The sequence below is a fragment of the Geomonas limicola genome (genome assembly GCF_014193675.1).
Taxonomy (GTDB): domain Bacteria; phylum Desulfobacterota; class Desulfuromonadia; order Geobacterales; family Geobacteraceae; genus Geomonas; species Geomonas limicola.
Genome location: NZ_BLXZ01000008.1, coordinates 1 through 18674 on the forward strand (window position 1 = coordinate 1; position 18674 = coordinate 18674).

Annotated in this window: 13 protein-coding genes, 1 other RNA gene and 1 pseudogene; 10 read left to right on the forward strand and 5 right to left on the reverse strand. The window is 61.1% G+C overall.

From position 1 onward, the window contains the following. Positions 1-175: 175 nt before the first annotated feature. From H7688_RS17710 to ssrS, 3 genes are all read right to left on the reverse strand, one after another. Entirely contained in the window at positions 176-751 is a 576-nt protein-coding gene (locus tag H7688_RS17710) for a flavodoxin family protein (protein ID WP_183362546.1), read from the reverse strand. Between the two features lie 30 nt (positions 752-781). Next, a complete protein-coding gene (locus H7688_RS17715) occupies positions 782-1135 on the reverse strand; it encodes a hypothetical protein (RefSeq protein ID WP_183362547.1) in 354 nt (117 codons plus the stop codon). A gap of 138 nt (positions 1136-1273) precedes the next feature. Next, positions 1274-1453: non-coding RNA, 6S RNA (gene ssrS, locus H7688_RS17720), on the reverse strand. A 257-nt stretch (positions 1454-1710) separates the two neighbouring features. On the opposite strand from ssrS, the pseudogene H7688_RS22715 reads away from it, so the two are divergent. From H7688_RS22715 to H7688_RS17750, 5 genes and pseudogenes are all read left to right on the forward strand, one after another. Beyond that, a pseudogene (locus H7688_RS22715) lies at positions 1711-2316 on the forward strand (DUF507 family protein). 259 nt (positions 2317-2575) lie between these two features. After that, positions 2576-2866, forward strand: a complete 291-nt coding sequence (groES, locus tag H7688_RS17735) for a co-chaperone GroES (RefSeq protein ID WP_183362550.1) — start codon at positions 2576-2578, stop codon at positions 2864-2866. Between the two features lie 79 nt (positions 2867-2945). Next, positions 2946-4598, forward strand: coding sequence for a chaperonin GroEL (groL, locus tag H7688_RS17740; RefSeq protein WP_183362551.1), 1653 nt, complete (start codon positions 2946-2948; stop codon positions 4596-4598). A 286-nt stretch (positions 4599-4884) separates the two neighbouring features. Next, entirely contained in the window at positions 4885-6594 is a 1710-nt protein-coding gene (locus H7688_RS17745; RefSeq protein WP_183362552.1) for a HEAT repeat domain-containing protein, read from the forward strand. Between the two features lie 10 nt (positions 6595-6604). Further along, positions 6605-8035, forward strand: a complete 1431-nt coding sequence (locus H7688_RS17750; RefSeq protein WP_183362553.1) for an HD-GYP domain-containing protein — start codon at positions 6605-6607, stop codon at positions 8033-8035. Positions 8036-8109: 74 nt separating this feature from the next. Here H7688_RS17750 and H7688_RS17755 read toward each other — a convergent pair whose 3' ends face one another. After that, positions 8110-8715 carry a hypothetical protein gene (locus H7688_RS17755; protein WP_183362554.1) on the reverse strand — a complete coding sequence of 202 codons (606 nt, stop codon included), beginning with the start codon at positions 8713-8715 and terminating at the stop codon, positions 8110-8112. A gap of 317 nt (positions 8716-9032) precedes the next feature. Between H7688_RS17755 and H7688_RS17760 the strand changes: the two genes are divergently transcribed. The 4 genes from H7688_RS17760 to H7688_RS17775 all read left to right on the forward strand — a co-directional run bounded on the left by H7688_RS17760 (position 9033) and on the right by H7688_RS17775 (position 16761). Then, entirely contained in the window at positions 9033-11093 is a 2061-nt protein-coding gene (locus tag H7688_RS17760) for a serine protein kinase PrkA (RefSeq protein ID WP_183362555.1), read from the forward strand. A 159-nt stretch (positions 11094-11252) separates the two neighbouring features. After that, on the forward strand, positions 11253-12620 hold the full coding sequence (locus tag H7688_RS17765; protein ID WP_183362792.1) for a DUF444 family protein: 1368 nt from the start codon (positions 11253-11255) through the stop codon (positions 12618-12620). A gap of 211 nt (positions 12621-12831) precedes the next feature. Further along, positions 12832-14457, forward strand: coding sequence for a SpoVR family protein (locus H7688_RS17770; RefSeq protein WP_183362556.1), 1626 nt, complete (start codon positions 12832-12834; stop codon positions 14455-14457). Positions 14458-14472: 15 nt separating this feature from the next. Then, the gene (locus H7688_RS17775) at positions 14473-16761 is read left to right on the forward strand and encodes a serine protein kinase PrkA (protein ID WP_183362557.1); all 2289 of its coding nucleotides are present in this window, start codon (positions 14473-14475) and stop codon (positions 16759-16761) included. A 133-nt stretch (positions 16762-16894) separates the two neighbouring features. Here H7688_RS17775 and H7688_RS17780 read toward each other — a convergent pair whose 3' ends face one another. Further along, the gene (locus H7688_RS17780) at positions 16895-18079 is read right to left on the reverse strand and encodes a methyl-accepting chemotaxis protein (protein WP_183362558.1); all 1185 of its coding nucleotides are present in this window, start codon (positions 18077-18079) and stop codon (positions 16895-16897) included. 270 nt (positions 18080-18349) lie between these two features. On the opposite strand from H7688_RS17780, the gene H7688_RS17785 reads away from it, so the two are divergent. Further along, entirely contained in the window at positions 18350-18640 is a 291-nt protein-coding gene (locus tag H7688_RS17785; RefSeq protein ID WP_183362559.1) for a hypothetical protein, read from the forward strand. Positions 18641-18674: the final 34 nt, after the last annotated feature.

Here is an 18674-nt window from a genome sequence, read left to right on the forward strand (position 1 = left end):
AGGCAGGAGGAATGCGAGTGATTTGGGCAGGTTGTTGAGCTTCAGTCATAAAAATACTCCCCCTAACCCGAAGATTAGAGGGAGTATACCTTACGTTACGAGTTTTTCAACACTTTAAGTAAGGGCGTTGAGTCCACGGACTCCGCCCTTTTTGCGTTGCGGCCCCAAGAACCCGTCAATCCTTGAGTTTCTTCAGAAGCCAGGCCATGTTGCGCCCCAGGGTCTCCATGGTCGCCATCCCTTCGGCATCCGCTTCGACCTCCCCGATCTCCCTGCCGATCCCGATGTTCCAGTAGCTCGATCCCGGTACCACCATCTCCGAGATGAGGAAGAAGTGGTTGATGCTGTCGAAGGCGTGGATGGCGCCGCCGCGCCGGACCGCCACCACCGCGGCACCCGCCTTGCGCCGGTACAGGAAGTCGTTGGCGCGCCCCACCATCCCGGCGCGGTCGATGAGCGCCTTGGTCTCGCTGGTGATGTCCGCGAAGTAGGTGGGCGAGGCAATCAGGATCCCGTCCGAGGCGACCATCTTCTCGATGGCGTCGTTCACCAGGTCGTCCTTGATGGTGCAGCGCCGGTCCCGGTTTTTGAAACAGCCGTAGCAGGCGATGCAGCCGCGGATCGGCGAGCCCGCCAGTTCCACCAGCTCGGTTTCGATCCCCTCCTGGTGCAGCTCGGAGAAGACCCGGTTGATGAGCAGGGTGCTGTTGCCCCCCTTGCGTGCGCTGCCGTTGAATGCGGTTACCTTCATCTCTCACCTCCGTGGTGGATTGGGCGGGGATCAGTGTTCCTTGTGCCGGTGCTCGGACTCGGTGCTCTCCTCCTGCAGGAGTTGGCGCACCCAGGCGATCAAGAGCCCCATCATGAGCAAGAAGGCGGTGTCCTGCAGGGAGTTCCAGTAGCTGAAGCGGGTTCCGGTGTAGCTCAGGTAGTCGGAGGCGAGTCGGGCAAGTCCCGAGGCGAGCGAGATCGCCACCGCGCCGGCACGCCCCAGGAACCAGGCCTCGAGTGCCACCGGGATGGCGTAGAAGATGAGCAGCGAGTAGTCGCCGGTGAGATAGTCAAGGACTCCGAGGCAGGCGACCAGCACAAAGCCGATCACCAGCACGAGCCAGGGCGGGAGCTTTTCCAGCATGAGTGCCACCGGTTACCTCGCAGCTAACGTAGAATCAGGTGCATCCTGGTACTGTCAACCAGCTCCCTATATACTGTTAAAAACATAAAGCGCAAGAACAAAAAAAGGGACCGCGGCTACGGTCCCTCATTTCATACTGCTCTCTCCACCATGCCGTTGGTTCGGGGCCTCACAGCGAGTTCCCAATCAGGTGGGCTCCTGTAGATCGCTTTAGGCAATTCCCGCGCAATGGGGCAGCACACCACGATCGTAACAGTCGCCCGTACAATGAATTATTCCGCAGGGGCGTTAGTAACCTAACGGGCAGGGCAGAGAGAGCTAAATCCTGGGCGTATGATAGCTTTGCTGTAGACAGAAAGCAAGGATTTTTAAGCGTTGCAACGTGCGTCTCAGCCTCTGCTTGAGAGGCCGGCGCAGCCTGTGTCGGCGGGGTCTTGGCGACTGAGAAGCAGCAGCAAAATTATGAGGAAAGAGCGGCGCGCCGGCGTGGTGCGCAAGCCGCCGACTGCGGGAAATCAGATTGCTATTTTGCCCGTTTGCCGTAGAATACGCCAACACTTTTATGGGGGGTACCGATGCGGCTGAGAGACGAACAGATCGCGCGCCTTGCTGAGAAGGTCCTGGGAGAGCTGGAACGGGGCGCGCTGATCGACGAGAAACAGGGACGTCCGGCGCTTTTGGCGGCAATCCGCGGGGCGATCGATGCGGACCTGAAGGCGGAGCAGGCGCTGGAGCGGGACGCCGAGCAGCTTCTGGAGCAGTCGCTGCGGGGCATGGGGGGCGGCGCCGGCATCGACCGGCACAAGATGCTCAAGATGATCAAGGACAAGCTCGCCAAGGAACGAAAGATCGTCCTGTAGCCGTCAACCGGCGGCGTAGTCACGCGCCGCTACCACCAGGAGTCAGCCATGCAGATAACCGAAGACCGCATCTCGCATATCGCCCACAAGATCTACGACAAGCTCTACAACGACGACCTGGCCGACTTCCCCGACGAGCGGCGCGCCCTGGACTGCATCAAGGGGTCCATCGAGGGGTTCTTCTCGGTGATGGGGCAGGTGGACCAGGCGGTCCGGGACAAGCTCGCCTCTTACAGCCAGGCGAAGGTCCCCGGCAGCCGCGAATGGGAGATCCTCTACCAGAAGTTCTACCAGGAAGAGTTGTCCAGGCGGAAGTGGTAACCGATTCTGGCCGGGTGATTCCGGCGCTCCCGTCCCGGCCGGCGGAATTTTTTGCGCCGCCGGGAGGCTGGTGCCGCTATCCGGCGGAAAAACAGTAAGTTATGCATCATGAAGGGCCGGTAAATTTAATTTTGCCGGCCCCTTGATTTTTAAAGGCATGCTGTTTATATTTAGCAGGCGATTAGCACTCGGCAGTATGGAGTGCTAATACTTTTTCTACTACGAGAGATCCTCGATCTCAACGAAAGGAGAGTAAGGCATGAATCTGAGACCGCTGCAGGACCGTATCATCGTGAAGAGGGTTGAGGAAGCAACCATGACCGCCGGTGGGCTGTACATCCCGGAGACCGCGAAAGAGAAGCCCCAGCAGGGCGAGGTTGTCGCGGTTGGCAACGGGAAGAGGGGCGAGGACGGCAAGGTGTTCCCGATCGACTTGAAGGTGGGCGACAAGGTACTGTTCGGCAAGTACGCAGGGACCGAAGTGAAACTCGATGGCGAGGACTTCCTGATCATGCGCGAGGATGACATCCTCGGCGTCGTCGAGAAGTAATCCCGTTTCCGGGGCACGTCCCCCGATGCTTTCCCTCAACATCGCTTGACGCATAACATCCCAAGGAGGATATCAAACCATGGCTGCAAAGATCATCAAATTCGACCAGGATGCCCGCAACTGCATCCTTAAAGGTGTCAATACCCTGGCCGACGCCGTGAAAGTGACCCTGGGCCCCAAAGGGCGCAACGTGGTCATCGAGAAATCCTACGGCGCACCGCTCATCACCAAGGACGGCGTCACCGTCGCCAAGGAAATCGAGCTGGAAGACAAGTTCGAGAACATGGGCGCACAGCTCGTCAAGGAAGTGGCATCGAAGACCTCCGACGTGGCTGGCGACGGCACCACCACCGCTACCGTCCTGGCCCAGGCTATCTACCGCCAGGGTTCCAAGCTGGTCGCCGCAGGTCACAACCCGATGGAGATCAAGCGCGGCCTGGACCAGGCTGTGGAGACCCTGGTTGCTGAACTGAAGTCCATCTCCAAGCCGATCAAGGACCACAAAGAGATCGCCCAGGTCGGTACCATCTCCGCCAACAACGACAAGACCATCGGCGACATCATCGCCCAGGCGATGGAGAAGGTCGGCAAGGAAGGGGTCATCACCGTCGAGGAAGCCAAGGCGATGGAAACCACCCTGGAGACCGTGGAAGGGATGCAGTTCGACCGCGGCTACCTCTCCCCGTACTTCGTGACCGATCCGGAGCGCATGGAGGCGAACCTCGAGAACGTCTCGATCCTGATCCACGACAAGAAGATCTCCAACATGAAGGACCTCCTCCCGGTACTCGAGCAGACCGCGAAGAGCGGCCGTCCGCTGCTGATCATCGCCGAGGACATCGAAGGCGAGGCCCTGGCCACCCTGGTGGTCAACAAGCTGCGCGGCGTCCTGAACGTCTGCGCCGTCAAGGCCCCGGGCTTCGGCGACCGCCGCAAGGCGATGCTGGAAGACATCGCCATCCTGACCGGCGGCAAGGTGATCTCCGAGGAAGTCGGCTTCAAACTCGAGAACACCACCATGGACATGCTGGGTAACGCGAAGAAGATCACCGTCGACAAGGACAACACCACCATCATCGACGGCTACGGCGCAGAGGCTGACATCCAGGGCCGCGTCAAGATGATCCGTGCCCAGATCGAGGAGACCTCCTCCGACTACGACCGCGAGAAGCTCCAGGAGCGTCTGGCGAAACTGGTGGGCGGCGTTGCCGTGATCAAGGTCGGTGCCGCTACCGAAGTCGAGATGAAAGAGAAGAAGGCCCGCGTGGAAGACGCGCTGCACGCTACCCGCGCTGCGGTCGACGAGGGGATCGTCCCCGGCGGCGGCGTCGCCTACCTGCGCGCCATGGCTTCCCTCGAGAAGCTGCAGCTCTCCCCCGAGCAGCAGTTCGGCGTCAACGTCATCAAGCGCGCCATCGAGGAGCCGATCCGCCAGATCGCCCAGAACGCGGGCGTGGACGGCTCGATCGTGGTGGACAAGGTGAAAAACGGCCAGGGCTCCTTCGGCTACAACGCCGCAGACGACACCTACGTCGACATGCTCGAGGCCGGCATCATCGACCCGACCAAGGTTTCCCGCTACGCGCTGCAGAACGCGGCCTCGGTTGCCGGTCTCATGATGACCACCGAGGCGATGATCGCCGACAAGCCGAAGGAAGACGGCGGTATGCCGGCAATGCCGGGCGGTATGGGCGGCATGGGTGGCATGGGCGGCATGGGCGGCATGATGTAATTGGCAGCCCAACCTGCCTAGGTACCAGGAAAAGGGGAATCGGCTCAGCGCCGGTTCCCTTTTTTTGCGCCTGCCAAACCGCAGGGTACGGCCCGAACCTAAGAGGTACCTCCTCACATTGAAAGCAATTTCCTGAGCTCTTCATGAATTTGCTTCAGTTTTACGGTAAATAAGCCGAATATAGGTTGCGAAGAGCGCGTGCTGTCGCCGCTCGACCGACCGGAGCGGAGAGTTTCGGGATGGCGGGCAGTGGCAGCGTGAGCCGTAAGGAGGATTTTGCCAGCGCATGGATCACCAGGAACGCTCAGGACAGACTGCAAAAGCACCGGGGACACAGCCGGACCACGCCCAGGAGGAGCTCCGCTCGGCGACCGAGGTGATGGCCGCTCTGCTGCGCAGCGCCAAGGGGGTGCGCACCTACCTGGCCAACAATCCGGTGCTGGTCAAGTACCTGGAGGAACTCGAGGAGAAGCTCGGGGCGCACCTGGCGCGCTACGGCTCCTTCCCTCTCGAGGTGGAACCGTTTTCCCTGAGCTACCGGGGGAGCGAACTCTACCGCAACGAGGATAGGCGGGACAACCTGGCCCTGCGGCTGCACGCCGACGGCATCCGGGTGGTCCAGTTCGCCAGCGGGATCCAGGGGGCCGAGCTGGCCACTTTCCTGGATATTGCCGGGTTCGAGCGCCCGGACCGGGACGACGATGACGTGGTGACCCGCCTGTGGGGAGCACATCTCCCCCACGTGAGCTACCTCCTCGAGGAAGACCTGGTCGGCATCGATACCCTGGTGATCGAAGGCGAGGCGGTGGCCTCCCAGCAGGAGGCTCTCAGCGAGATCACCACGGCGCTCGCGGAACAGCCGGCAACTCCCCAGCAGATGATTCCCAAGCACCTGCTCATGCTGACGGCCGACGAGGCCGGTTGGCTGCGCAAGGCGGTGCAGGCAGATGCGCGCCGCAATCCGGCGGACGATGTGATCAGCATCCTGGCGGCGACGCTGGCCGGTGTGCAGGACCCGGCGAGCTTCGAGGACTTCACCGCCGTCACCGGGAAGCTGGCGATCGACCTGTTTGTGACCGGTCAGGTCCCCCACGCGCAGCGCCTGGTCCGCTTCCTGGGCCAGCTCATGGGCCTGGGGAGCCTCCCCGCCGAGCGGCGCCAGAAGGTGGGTGAAGTACTCGGCGAGATATTCGGCGAGGAGGTGCTGCAGGCGCTGGCCAGGACCATCAACGAGACCGATGCGCTCAGCCGCGAGGATTTGCACGAGCTGCTCCTGGTGTTCGGGGTCCCCTCCCTGGGGGGGATCTGTGAGCTGCTGGGGCGCATCGAGAAGCTGAAGATGCGCAAGGTGGTCATCGAGGTACTCATCGAGCTGGGCGCCCCGCGCCCAGAACTCTTCGCCCCGTTCCTGGCCGATCCGCGCTGGTACCTGGTGCGCAACGTGGTCCTGGTGCTCGCGCTGATCGGTGGCCCCAAGGCGCTTAAGATGATCGTCGGACTCAGCACGCACCGGGAGGCGCGCATCCGCCGCGAGGTCCTCAATTTTCTGGCCCAGTCGCCGGACCCCAAGGCGCGCCCCTACCTTTTGAAGTTCCTGCGCGACGACGCGAGTGCCCTGCGCGTGAGGGCACTGAAGATCATCGCCCAGCAGCAGCTCAGCTTCGCCCTGAAGCCGTTGCTGGCCCTGGCTGCCAGCGAGGAGCTGAAGCACCGCGGGATGGAGGAGCGGCTCGTTGTGTTCGAGACCCTGGGGGAGCTCGGCGCGGGGCAGGTGGTGCCGCTTTTCAAGGAGATGCTGGTGAAAAAGGGGTGGTTCAAGCGCGCGGTGTCGAGGGAGAGTGCGCAGTGTGCGGTCGCCGGGCTGTTGAAGGTCCGTCACGACTCGGCCCGGCAGCTCCTTGATGAACTGCGTCGGCAGGGAAGCTCCGAATTGCGCGCGGTCATCGACCAGGCGGTCCAGGCGCGGCATGGCGATGCGGGAACGAACGCGGCCTGAGGGGACAGAGATGGTGGCAAACAAACGCGACGAATTGGTGCAACTGGGCAAGGGGCTGGTCGGCAGGCTCTTCGTCCTGATCAAGACGTCGCATAACTACGCACCGGGTCATGCGGCCATGGAAACGCCCGTCGACGACCTGCTCAAGACGGTAGAAGAGATCCGACGCCGCAACGAGGAGGCGCTGATCCGGGTCAAGGGGCACACCCTGTACCTGGGAGATGTCCGACTCAAGCCCGACAACGGTGCCTTCACCAGTTTCGGGTTCATGATCGACGAGTTCGCCCGGCAAAACGTGGGTGGCATAGGTTTCGGCGACGGGTTGACCGCGCAGGGGGTGCAGAACTTCATCTACATCCTGCGGGACCTGGAGCCGGCAGGGGGTAACGACCGGTACAGCCGGATCCTGGACCGGATGCAGCAGCTCTCCATCGCCGGTATCGAGGTGGAGGCTCAGCCCGAGGACGTTCCCAAGGTGCCGGTGGGGCGGTTGCACCTGCGCCTGGAGGGGTTGAAGGCGCGGCTTTTGTACCAGCGGGCCGCCGAGGCGATTGCCGGGGAGATGGCCAACGCCGCCGCGGGCAAACAGCTGCGGCTGCGCTCCGCCAAGCGGGTGGTACAGCAGATCATCGACCTGATGGCAAGCGACGAGGCGAGCCTTTTGGGGACCTGCACGCCGAACCGGAACTGGGCCGGCCGCAGTCATGCCACCAACGTCTGTATCCTGTCGCTCGCCCTGGGACGGCGCCTCGGGATGTCCAAGTTCACCCTCTCCGAGCTGGGCATGGCCGCCCTGTTCCACGACATCGGCATGGCCGGGCTCCCCGAGGATCTCAGGGAGCGCGAACCTGCCCTGTTGACCGGCGAAAAACGGCAGCTGCTGGAGAGCCATCCCCTGACCGGGGTGCGTAACGCGATGCGCTCGCGCGGGCTCGACAGCCTCACCTCGCGGATCGTCACCGCGGCCTTCGAGCACCACCTGCTGGCGGATTTCTCCGGCTACCCAAGCTTTCCCTACAAGTGGCTGGGGCTCTTCGGCAGGATCATCAGCATCGCGGACCGCTACGACTTGCTCACCACCCTCCCGCAGGCCAACGGAGTACCCTTCCCGCCGGAGACGGCGCTGCGCTACCTCTTGACCCAGGCTGGCAAGACCTACGACTGGGGGCTCGTGAAGCTCTTCCTGGGCTGTCTCGGGCTGCACCCGGTCGGCTCGCTGTTGCAACTGGACAGCGGTGAGCTGGCGGTCGTGGTGGGGAACCATCGCGACCCGGACCGCCTGGGGCATCCCCGGGTGAAGGTGATCGCCGACCCGCAGGGACGTGAGGTGGACGGAGTGCTGCTCGACCTGGCCGACCCGGCGGTGGGTCGGAGGATCATCGGGACCTTGGACCCGAACCGGCACCAGATCGACGTGAGCCGGTATCTCTTGGCGGGGTAGAGAATAGAGGAAAGGACGCAGGAAAGGGGAACCGTAGCTGGTTCCCCTTTTCTGTTTCAGCGCCCCGGCTTCGGCTAAAAGAAGTCGACCCTCAGCTCGGGTGGGGATGTGGTCTCGTTGATTGAGATAACACCGGGAGGAACCAGACTCGGGCCATACATGATGCGCACCTGGAAGAAGTTGCCGTGGCTCCAGGCAGTTTGGACCAACGGGGTGACCGGGATCTCGATGTAGCCGTCGATGGGGACGATGTTTCCTAAATCCGCAGGTGTAATGGTATCGAGGACTACCGTGGATCCGACCGCGGGGGTATTGAAGTCAGCGGCACTAAGCGGGGGGATAAATTCAACCAGCTCGATACGAATGGGAACCGACGCTCCTCCTGGCAAAATGTCGTTGATGTAGAGCCGTAATCCCGCATAGTCGATCACCGCATTTGGCGGGAGATTAGACGCTAACGAGAAGTCCAAAAAACTCCGGAAATCTCCTCCTAAAGAGTCAATGCCGGCGAACACGTTGGCAGTTCCCAGGTTGACCGAGGTCCCGTTCAGTATGTAGCCATCGACATTGATGTTCCGCGTTATTTGGGTGGTGTACACCGTTGGGCCGCTGCTACTGCCACAACCGGTCAGGGTCAAGGCGAGTATGACAGCAAAGACAGCCGAAAGTTTTTTCCACATAAGTCCCTCCATGTCTTCTTTCTCATGATGCTGGTCCTCTCTGAATAGTAGCAAAGGTTGGTTAAAACGGAAGCGGCTTTTGGTAACTCCTTGTCAACCAACCTGGCACCTGTTGCACTGCGGAACATGGGGTATACAATAGGTGTCTAGTTCATTAGCTGCACGATTAGAAGGCCCGCGCAGCTTCTCATGAAAGCTAAGTCCAGTCGCAGCGGCGAAAAAAAACGGCATAAAATTGGGGAAAGGCGTATCATTTTTTCGAGAGCTTGCAAATCAATGAGAGAGATATCTTGAGCAGTAGGACGCGGAGGAAAACCATGACTGCGCAGAAGAACAACTCGCTCCGGCAGCATCTGACCGCCGTCAAGGCAGGGGAAAGGGTCTTTGAAAACGCGTTCCAAGGCATCAGCCGCATGATCCTGGAACAGGGTTTCGAGAAGGTCGTGGTGAACGCCAAGACTACCTACGACTTCAACATCTTTCGCACCGGACGCAAACACACCATCGGGATGTACGACGAAATCAACAGTTTCGTCTCATTCGTCAAGGATGCGGCCGAAGGGGGCTCCAGCAAGGAGATGGCCTTCGTGCTGGTCGGTGAGCCGGGCAACGGCAAGACCTTCTTCGTGGAGTTCCTCTGCGCCCAGTACCGCAACTTCCTGGCCCGCGAGCGAAACCGCAAATACAGCTTCCGCTTCCTGAACATGGACAAGCTGGGGACCTACGGCAAGATCCGCGAAATCGATTCGCAGACCTACGAGGACCCCATGATCCTGGCCATGAACTTCTACGACAGCGTCGAGGAGAACCGGCGCTTTCTGGCCGAGCAGGGGGGCTTCACCGAGGACGAGCTGGATCTTTTGTACCGGAACTACCGTCCCCTGGGGGCCTGCAGCGGCTACATCTGGAACGACATCCGCCAGCACGCCGACAACAACCTCGAAGCGATGCTGGATCAGTTGGCGGTGATCCCGGTTCCCATGAGCGAGAGCCTGGGGACCCTGACCGGCAAGTATCCCGCCAAGGACAAGATCACGTCCTCGGCGGTGGACCTCCTGGGTGAAGAATCGATCCAGCGCCTGCTGCACATCACCGACACCAACAACCCGTACCGCTTCGACTTGAGACGCGGCGCGCTGGCCCGCGTGGCCGGGGGTGGCATCCACTTCTCGGACGAGATCTTCAAGAACAAGAAGGACCTGGTCCAGGTGTACCTCGGTGTCATCCAGAACCGGGCCATCGAGATCGACGGCTACAAGTGGCCCATCGACTCGATGATCATTGCCACCAGCAACAACTCCGAATTCAACCGCTTCCTGGCCGAGAAGGAAGAGGCGCCGATCGTGGACCGTTGCCGCATCTGCTACGTGTCGCACAACACCAACTACCGAATGCAGGAAGGGCTCACCTCCTATGCTATCGGCTCCGACTCGAAGACGACCTTGACCAAGGAGACGCTGCACCAGGATCCGAACCTGAACTACGCGGCATCGGTAGGCGTGGTGCTGACCCGGTTGCCGCGGAGCGAGAAGCTGACCCCCATCGAGACCATGAAGCTCGCGGCCGGCGAGGTGGCCGGCGAGAAGAGCATCAAGGCGCTCGCCGAGGTGATCGACGCCTTGGGGCAGGAACCGGACATCACCAAGCGCTTCGGACAGCGCGGGCTTGGGCATCGCTCTTTAGGGCGCAGCATCCAGATCCTCAAGGAGAGCTCGGACACCAACGAGGGGCGCTGCATGGTCGCCTACGACATCTTCAAGGCCCTGGAACGGGTGGTGCTCGACTACGTGGTGGATACCAACGAGCGCGCAAAGTACCTCGAGGACCTGAAGACCGGCAAGAAGCTCTACCGTGAGCGGATCATGACCGAGATGTTCAACGCCTACATGGACGAGCCGATGGCCATCCGCAAGGATGTGCAGAACTACGTGAACATGATCATCGGCATCGACGCCGAGAACCTGGGGCCGGACCGGATGTGGAAGTACAAGGATCCCCAGACCGGCGAGTTGCGGGCGCTGAAGATCGACGAGCGTTACGTGAAGAGCGTCGAGGAGCGCATCGGGCTCAAGACCGAGGAACAGCGCGCCTCGTTCAGGACCTCGATCCGCAAGATCTACGGCCAGAAGATCTCGGTCGATCCGAACTACGACTTCATGGACAACCTCGAACTGGTGAAGGCGGTCACCGATGTGAGGCTCAAGTCGGACATTGCCGGCGCGGGAAGCCTGATCGGCGCCTTGGCCAACCGAACCAACGAGGAGAACCAGAAGCTCTACGACCGCATGATCGTGACCATGCTCGGCAAGCTCGGCTACTGCCGCACCTGTGCCCAGAAAACCATCGAGTACTTCTGCACTCAGGAGGACGAGAGCTAGAGGCAGGGGCGCGAAGCCCCCCCTCCCCTTGCGGGAGGTTGCCACGGAGTGACACTCACCCTGGGGTCGCGTCCAGAGCTGGTCAGAGGTTACTGGAGCCTTGAGAGGCTACAGGTCCACTTTAAGTAGGGCAATTGTCAACGAGGGCGGATGGACGCCATGAAAGATCCGGAAAAATACCTGGAAGAGCTGAAAGCGAAGGGGCTGGACCCGGAACGAGCCGAGCGGTTCGCGCGGGAGTTGGTCCTGCCGGGACATCGCGAGATCTCCACCGGTGACCGTGGTGGCCCGTTCCCGCTCTTTTCCCGCGGGCTCTACACCTGGCACGACCTGGCTGTCCTGCAGGCCCAGGAGCGGGTGGCCAACCCCTTCACCATGCAGATGAAGGCGCTCGACGAACTCCTGGAGCGGGACCGGCAGCGCGAGAAGGACGGCTTCCCCCGCAAGATCAAGGTGGGGCGCCTGGTAAAGCCGGGGAAAGGTGGCAAAGGGAAGATCGTGGTGGTCCCCTCGACGGAGGAGGAGAAGCTGGTCCACGACCCGACCATCCGTCCTCCCGGCGAAGGGGGATCGACCGGCGGGGCCGGCAAGGGTGAGGAAGGCGAGGTCATCGGCGAGCAGAAGGTGCGGGAAACCGGTGAGGACTCGGGGCAGGGGCCGGGGCAGGGCGAAGGTGAGGCCCACGAACTGGACACCTCGGCCTACGAACTGGGCCGCGTGCTGACCGAGCAGTTCCAGCTCCCCAACCTGCGCGAAAAGGGTAAGAAACGCTCCTTCACCCGCTACGTCTACGATCTTACCGACCGCAACCGCGGCTCCGGCCAGGTGCTGGACAAGAAGGCGACCTTGCGCAAGCTGGTGGAGACCAACATCGCGCTGGGGAACCTCCCGGACGTGGGGGATATCGACCCGAGCCGTTTCCTGATCTCGCCGCGCGACAAGGTGTACCGGATCTTCTCCATGGAAAAGGACTACGAGCCGCAGGCCATGGTCTTCTTCCTGCGCGACTACTCAGGTTCCATGGCCGGCAAGGTGACCGAGTTGGTCTGCACCCAGCACGTCATGATCTACAGCTGGCTCTTGTACCAGTACGCGGGGCAGGTGGAATCGCGCTTCATCCTGCATGACACCGAGGCGAAGGAAGTCCCCGACTTCAACACCTACTACAACTCGCGGGTGGCTGGCGGCACCGAGGTGGCCAGCGCCTACAAGCTGGTGAACGAGATCGTCGCCAAGGAAAACCTGGCGGCCGACTACAACATCTATGTGTTCCACGGCACCGACGGCGACGACTGGGACACCGGCGGCGACAAGTCGATCCCCGAGCTGGTGAAGATGCTCAGCTACGTAAGCCGCATGGGGGTGACCATCGCCGAGCACAGCGGCACCCAGTGGACCGAGGTGGCACGCTACCTCGAAGGGTCGGGGCTTTTGCGCGACAAGGCGGACCTGCTGCGCATGGACGTGATGACCGAGGACGCCGAGGAAGCCCGGGTCATCGACGGGATCAGGAAGCTGATTTCCTAGGGGCAATCCCCCCTGTCCCCCCCTTTCAAAGGGGGGGACGCGAGGTCAGCTGCAGCGAATCAAGGGCGGCTTCTTCCGCAAGGGACAAGGGCGTTCAGGTAGAGGCGAATAATCAAGCGCCCGACGCTGCTGACCAAGGGCGGAAAGGGGGCAGGCACCTGGCGGAGCCAGTCCCCCTCATAAAACGGATACCGATCATCCAGAGGCTGTTATGGAACTGATCAACCAACATACCAAAGAGATCATGGAAGGGTGCAAGGTACGGGCGCGCGAGGCGGGCCTCTCCTTTACCGACGAAACCCTGGAGTACATCGTCACCAACCGGGACCTGATCGAACTCTCACCCAAGGTGATGATCCCCACGCTCTACGACTACTGGGTGCACGACGTCGAGGTGCTGCGCGGCAAGGGGGAGTACGAGCTCTACCCGCACAACCCCTACGAAACCGTCATCAACACCCGGCCGGCCATCTCTTTTTACAACGACAACAATCCGGACTGGTTGAACGTGATGATCTTCTACCACGTGCTGGGGCATATCGACTTCTTCCAGAACAACCACTGCTTCCGGCACACCTGGGAGTACGACTTCACCGGCGAAGCGCTCTCGGACAAGCGGGTCATCGCCAAGCTGCGCGCCGAGAAGGGGCGCTGGGTCGACTACATCCTGGAGTTCGCCCGTTCCATCGACAACCTGGTGGGGTACCACGAGGAGCTCTCGCCGCTTCTGGCACCGAGTGCCGCAGAGTGCTCGGCACGGCTCAACTACTACTTCGACGTCTTCTTGCAGGCGGTCAAAAAAGTCGCGATCGGCGACTACCTGAAAGAGGTGGCGCACTTCAACGAGTTGGTGCAGGCGCATGGTTCGGAGCGCGGCGAGCAGCTCTTTTTTGCCGACGTGATCGCCAAGTATCCTGAGCTCGATGCCCACTTCGCCAGGAACGCCGGGGTGCAGCACCGTGAGCGCCACGACCTGTTGCGCTTCTTGATCGAGAACTCGGAGTTTCTGGCGCGCGAGGAGAACCAGTGGATGCGCTCGGTACTCGAGGTCGTGAGGAAGACGTCGATCTTCTTCCAGCCCCAGATCCGCACCAAGATCATGAACGAGGGGTGGGCGAGCTACTGGCACGAGAAGCTCTTTCTCGAGGACGACCGGATCAAGGGGCACGAGGTCGACTTCGCCCGGGTGCACGCTGGCGTCACCTCGTTGCCGCGGGTCGGCATGAACCCCTATGCCTTGGGGATGCGGCTCATGCAGTTTTTAAAGGAAGCGGGCGACGCCGGTCGGGTGGGGTACGACTTCCACCGCCTCACTGATGCCGAGGCGCGCAAGAATTACAAAACGGACGCGGGCCTGGGCGACCAACTGATCTACAAGGTGCGCTCCGAGCTCTCCGACTTTTTGTTCATCAAGTACTTCGTGGACCAGGAGTTCACTGACCGCCATAACCTGTTCGTTACCGGCAAGCGCCTGGATCCCCAGCGCATGGTCTGGCAGTACTACGTGAAGAGCCGTAAGGCCGAGGATTACCGGGACATGGTGCTGGCATCCCTGTACCACCCTCCCTACATCGAGATCGCTCCGGAGCGCGGCGAGAACGGCACGCTCTACCTGGTGCACCATTTCGAGGGGAAGCAGCTGGTGCAGGAGTACATCGCCAACACGCTGGTAGGGATCGAGTTCCTCTGGGGTAACGAGGTCCAGCTGGAGACCAGCGAGGCGGTGGTGGACGCGCCGCGCGGCGCCGGCCGTGAGGGGGCCGAGGAACCGCAGATCACCTGGCAGCGGGTGCTCTACACCATGAAGAACAAGACCTTGAATCGTAAGACCCTGTGACAGGCGGGACAAGCCATGCCAGACATCGAAACCGTACTCAAACAGCTAAGCCGCACCATCGTGGAACGGGAAAAGGGTGGCGCAATCTCCTACCAGGAGTACATCAAGCTGGTGGCCGAGCATCCGGCGCAGATGATGCGCAACGTCTTCCAGCTGTTCCACGACATGGTGAAGAGCTACGTGAGCCAGGGGGTAGACGAGTACCCCGACGACCCCGAGTCGATCAACTTCGCCAGCTTCGACACCCGTAGGCTCTTCGTAGAAAATTCAGACCGCCCCTTCTTCGCCGACCGGCTCTTCGCCAACCGGTTCATGAACCATGTGGCCGCTATGAAGAGCGGGGCACGCCAGAACAAGATCTACATCTTCGAAGGACCGCCGGGTTCGGGAAAGAGCACCTTCCTCAACAACCTCCTGATGAAGTTCGAGGAATACGCCAACACCGAGGCCGGGCGCACCTACGAGGTGGTCTGGCACCTGGACCGGCGTATCCTGGGGCGCTTCAAGGAACACCAGGTCGGGGCCTTCATGGAGAAACTGTCGCACCTGTTGGACGAGTACGAGCTCGACCCGCAGGACCTGAACGAGGCCAAGGGGTCACTGCACCGCAACGACGTGGTGGAAATCCCCTGTCCGTCGCACGACAGTCCGCTCCTCATGATCGACAAGGTGCAGCGGCGCCCCTTCTTCGACGACCTGTTCAACAACGACTCCTTCAAATGGCAGCTCTTTACCGAGAAGGAGTACGACTGGGTCTTCAGGGATGCGCCCTGCACCATCTGCAGCTCGCTGTTCCAGGCCCTCTCGGCGCGGCTCGAGGACCCGGCTGACCTCTTCAAGATGATCCAGGTCCGTCCCTACCGCTTCAACCGTCGCCTGGGCGAGGGGATCACCGTGTTCAACCCCGGCGACAAGCCGATGCGGCAGATCGTTCTCACCAACGAGCTGTTGCAAAAGCGGATCGATCACCTGTTGGGTGATTCGAACGAGGTGAAGTACCTCTTCTCCAACTTCGCCCGGACCAACAACGGCATCTACGCCCTCATGGATGTTAAGTCGCACAACGCCGAGCGGCTCTTGGAGCTGCACAACATCATCTCCGAGGGGATCCACAAGGTCGAGGACATCGAGGAGAACGTCCGCTCGCTCTTCATCGCGCTCATGAACCCCGAGGACGAGCGTTCCATCGAAGGAGTACAGTCCTTCACCGACCGCATCGAGTTCATCAACATCCCCTACGTGATGGACCTCAATACCGAGGTGGAGATCTACCGGAACATCTTCGGCAAGCACATCGACGGCAGCTTCCTGCCGCGGGTGTTGCACAACTTCGCCCGGGTGATCATCTCCACCAGGATGAACATCAAGTCGGACGCGCTCATCGAGTGGATCGGCGATCCCGAGAAGTACCGGCTCTACTGCGACGAACACCTGCAGATCCTCAAGATGGAGATCTACACCGGGCACATCCCGGAGTGGCTTACCGAGGAGGACCGCAAACGGCTCACCGCCAAACGGCGCAAGAAAATCATCGCCGAGAGCGAGCACGAAGGGGATCACGGCTTCTCGGGGCGCGAATCGATCAAGATCTTCTCCGATTTCTATGCGGCCTACGCCCGCAAGGACAAGATGATCAACATGAGTCACCTTTCCACCTTCTTCCTGCGCTGGAGAAAGGAACTCAAGGAGCTGATTCCCGAGGGGTTCATGGAGAGCCTGGTGCACAACTACGATTTCGTGGTGCTCCAGGAGGTGAAGGAGGCGCTCTACTACTACAACGAGGCGCAGATCGAGCGCGACACCCTGCACTACATGTTCGCCGTCAACTTCGAGCCGGGTTCCGTCGAGGTGTGCCGGTTCACCGGGGAACGTTTGGAGATTACCGAGGAGTTCCTTTTGGCCATCGAGGGGAGGCTCTTGGGACAGAAGGCAGACGAGGAGAGCCGGCATCGTTTCAGGAGAGAGACCCAGAAGGAGTACACCGGGCGGGCACTTACCCAGGAGATCCTGGTGGAGGGGAAACGGCCGCAGGAGACCGCGCTGTACCAGGACCTGCACGACCGTTACGTGTACAACCTGAAAGAGAAAGTGCTGGAGCCGTTCCTGGAAAATGCCAACTTCCGGCGCGCCATCAAGGACTACGACACCGAGGCCTTCAAGACCTACGACAAGCGGATCCGCGACGACGTGAGCTTCCTGATCAACAACCTGAGCTCTGATAAATTCAAGTACACCAAGCAGGCTGCCAAGGAGATCTGCGTCTACGTGATCGACAACGACCTGGCGCGGAAGTTCCATGTATGAGACGCAGGGACTAGGGGCTGGGGATCAGGGATTAGGGAGAGGCAAAAGCGGGAAGCAAAAAGGGCAGGACGCCGAATGGCGCCTGCCCTTTTTTTGTTTGACAATCGGTGATGGTAATAGGTCGCCCCTGGCCTTACCCCACCAGTTTGAACCGGTTCACAACGGTGTTCAGATCGCGTGCCGAGTGTGCCAGGTTTGCCGCGGCCTGCTCGGACTGGTGGGCACCCTGGGCGGCATCGTGCACCACGCCGGTGATCTGCTGCATGCTCTCGGTTATGGTGGCGCTGGTCGCCGACTGCTGTTCGACGGCGGTTGCCACCTGGTCGACGTACTCCAGAAGCGGCGAAATCTGCTCCTTGATGAAGGCGATGGCCTGGCTGGAGTGCTGCACGTCCTCGCTGCCGGTACGCACGCTCTCGGCACTGCGCTCCATGGAGTCGACGACCTTCTTCACGTCCCCCTGCAGCGCGCCGATGATGGACTGGATCTCCCGAGTCGCCGTGGTGGTCCGCTCGGCAAGCCGGCGCACCTCGTCCGCCACCACCGCAAAGCCGCGTCCCTGCTCGCCGGCCCGGGCCGCCTCGATGGCCGCGTTCAATGCCAAAAGGTTGGTCTGGTCGGCGATGTCCTGGATCGCGACGATGATATCACCGATCCGCTCCGAGTTGGTCCCCAACGCCTTCACGTCATCCATGGTATCGACGACGCTCTTCTCGATGGCACCCATGATGGCCGCCATGTGAGCGATGGTCTCGTCCCCTTTGCGGGTGGCGCTTTCGGTGCTCCCGGCACGCTCGGCCATCTTCTGGCAGCTGAGCGCGATGTCGCTGCTCACGGTTGCCATCTCGACCACGGCCGTCGACACGGAGTCGGACTGCTGCGAGGCCCGTCCTGTCCCCTCCGCTATCTTGCTGGAGGTGGCACTCAGTTCGCCGGAGGCGCTGGTCAGCTGGTTCGCCGTGCTCTGGATCCCGGAGATGATGTTACGCATCGACTCCTGCAGGTTCTGCAGGCTTCTGAGCATCTTGCTGATCTCGTTGTTGCGGTTGATCACGATGCGCTGGGTGAGGTCGCCGTTGGCCATGGTCTCCAGGTACCCCACCGTGCGGATCAGCGGAGCCCGGATCGACCAGATATTGAGTCCACCAAAGAGCGCGCCCAAAAGGATGAAAAGCACGATCGATCCGTAGCGGATCAAGCCGGACTCAAATCCCGCTGCCAGGGCCGCGGCTATGATGCAGAAGCTGTAGCAGACGCAGAGCAGGGTGAGCCGGAACCTGATGCTCATGTTGAGGTAGAAGTTGACGAGTTGGTTCATATAGCGGCCTCCTTTGGCGCGGAACTCGGGCGGGGTGCCCTGCTGCTGACCGCGGTTCTCTCATGAGCTTATCGGCAGCTGCTGTTGTGACTTGAACGGAACTCGCCATTGTAGGAAAAAGTTAGTAGGATCTTGGGTGCTTGGCTGTCGGCCATGGTCATCGCACAGCCAGCGGCCCTCATAAAAAACGCTTGCATGGCGTTGCTAATCTGGTATAAGGATAAATAAGATCGATATGGTCCTGTTGCTTGAGGGCGAAGGGGGGACTCGATGGAACCGATACTGATATGCGCTCTGGCGGTGGTGGTATATGGAGGGTTGATTACCTTGCGCGACTTGGTGCGCGATCTGGGAGTAGAAGGAATCGTGGTGAGCCGGCTTCTGGCGGGGTACTGGCAACGGGCGAAGGCCAGTGTGGTACGCTCCGGGCATGATTTCCTCGGGTGGTTGGCGCCCCCTCGGCAACTGGTTTCCTACCGGTACGCGCGAACCACGGCGCCCCTTTCTTACAGCTCCGCGGTGCAGCATGCCGCACAGCAACGTATTCGCGGCGTAAGGTAATCTACCAAACCGCGGAAGCCAACGAGGCTGCCGC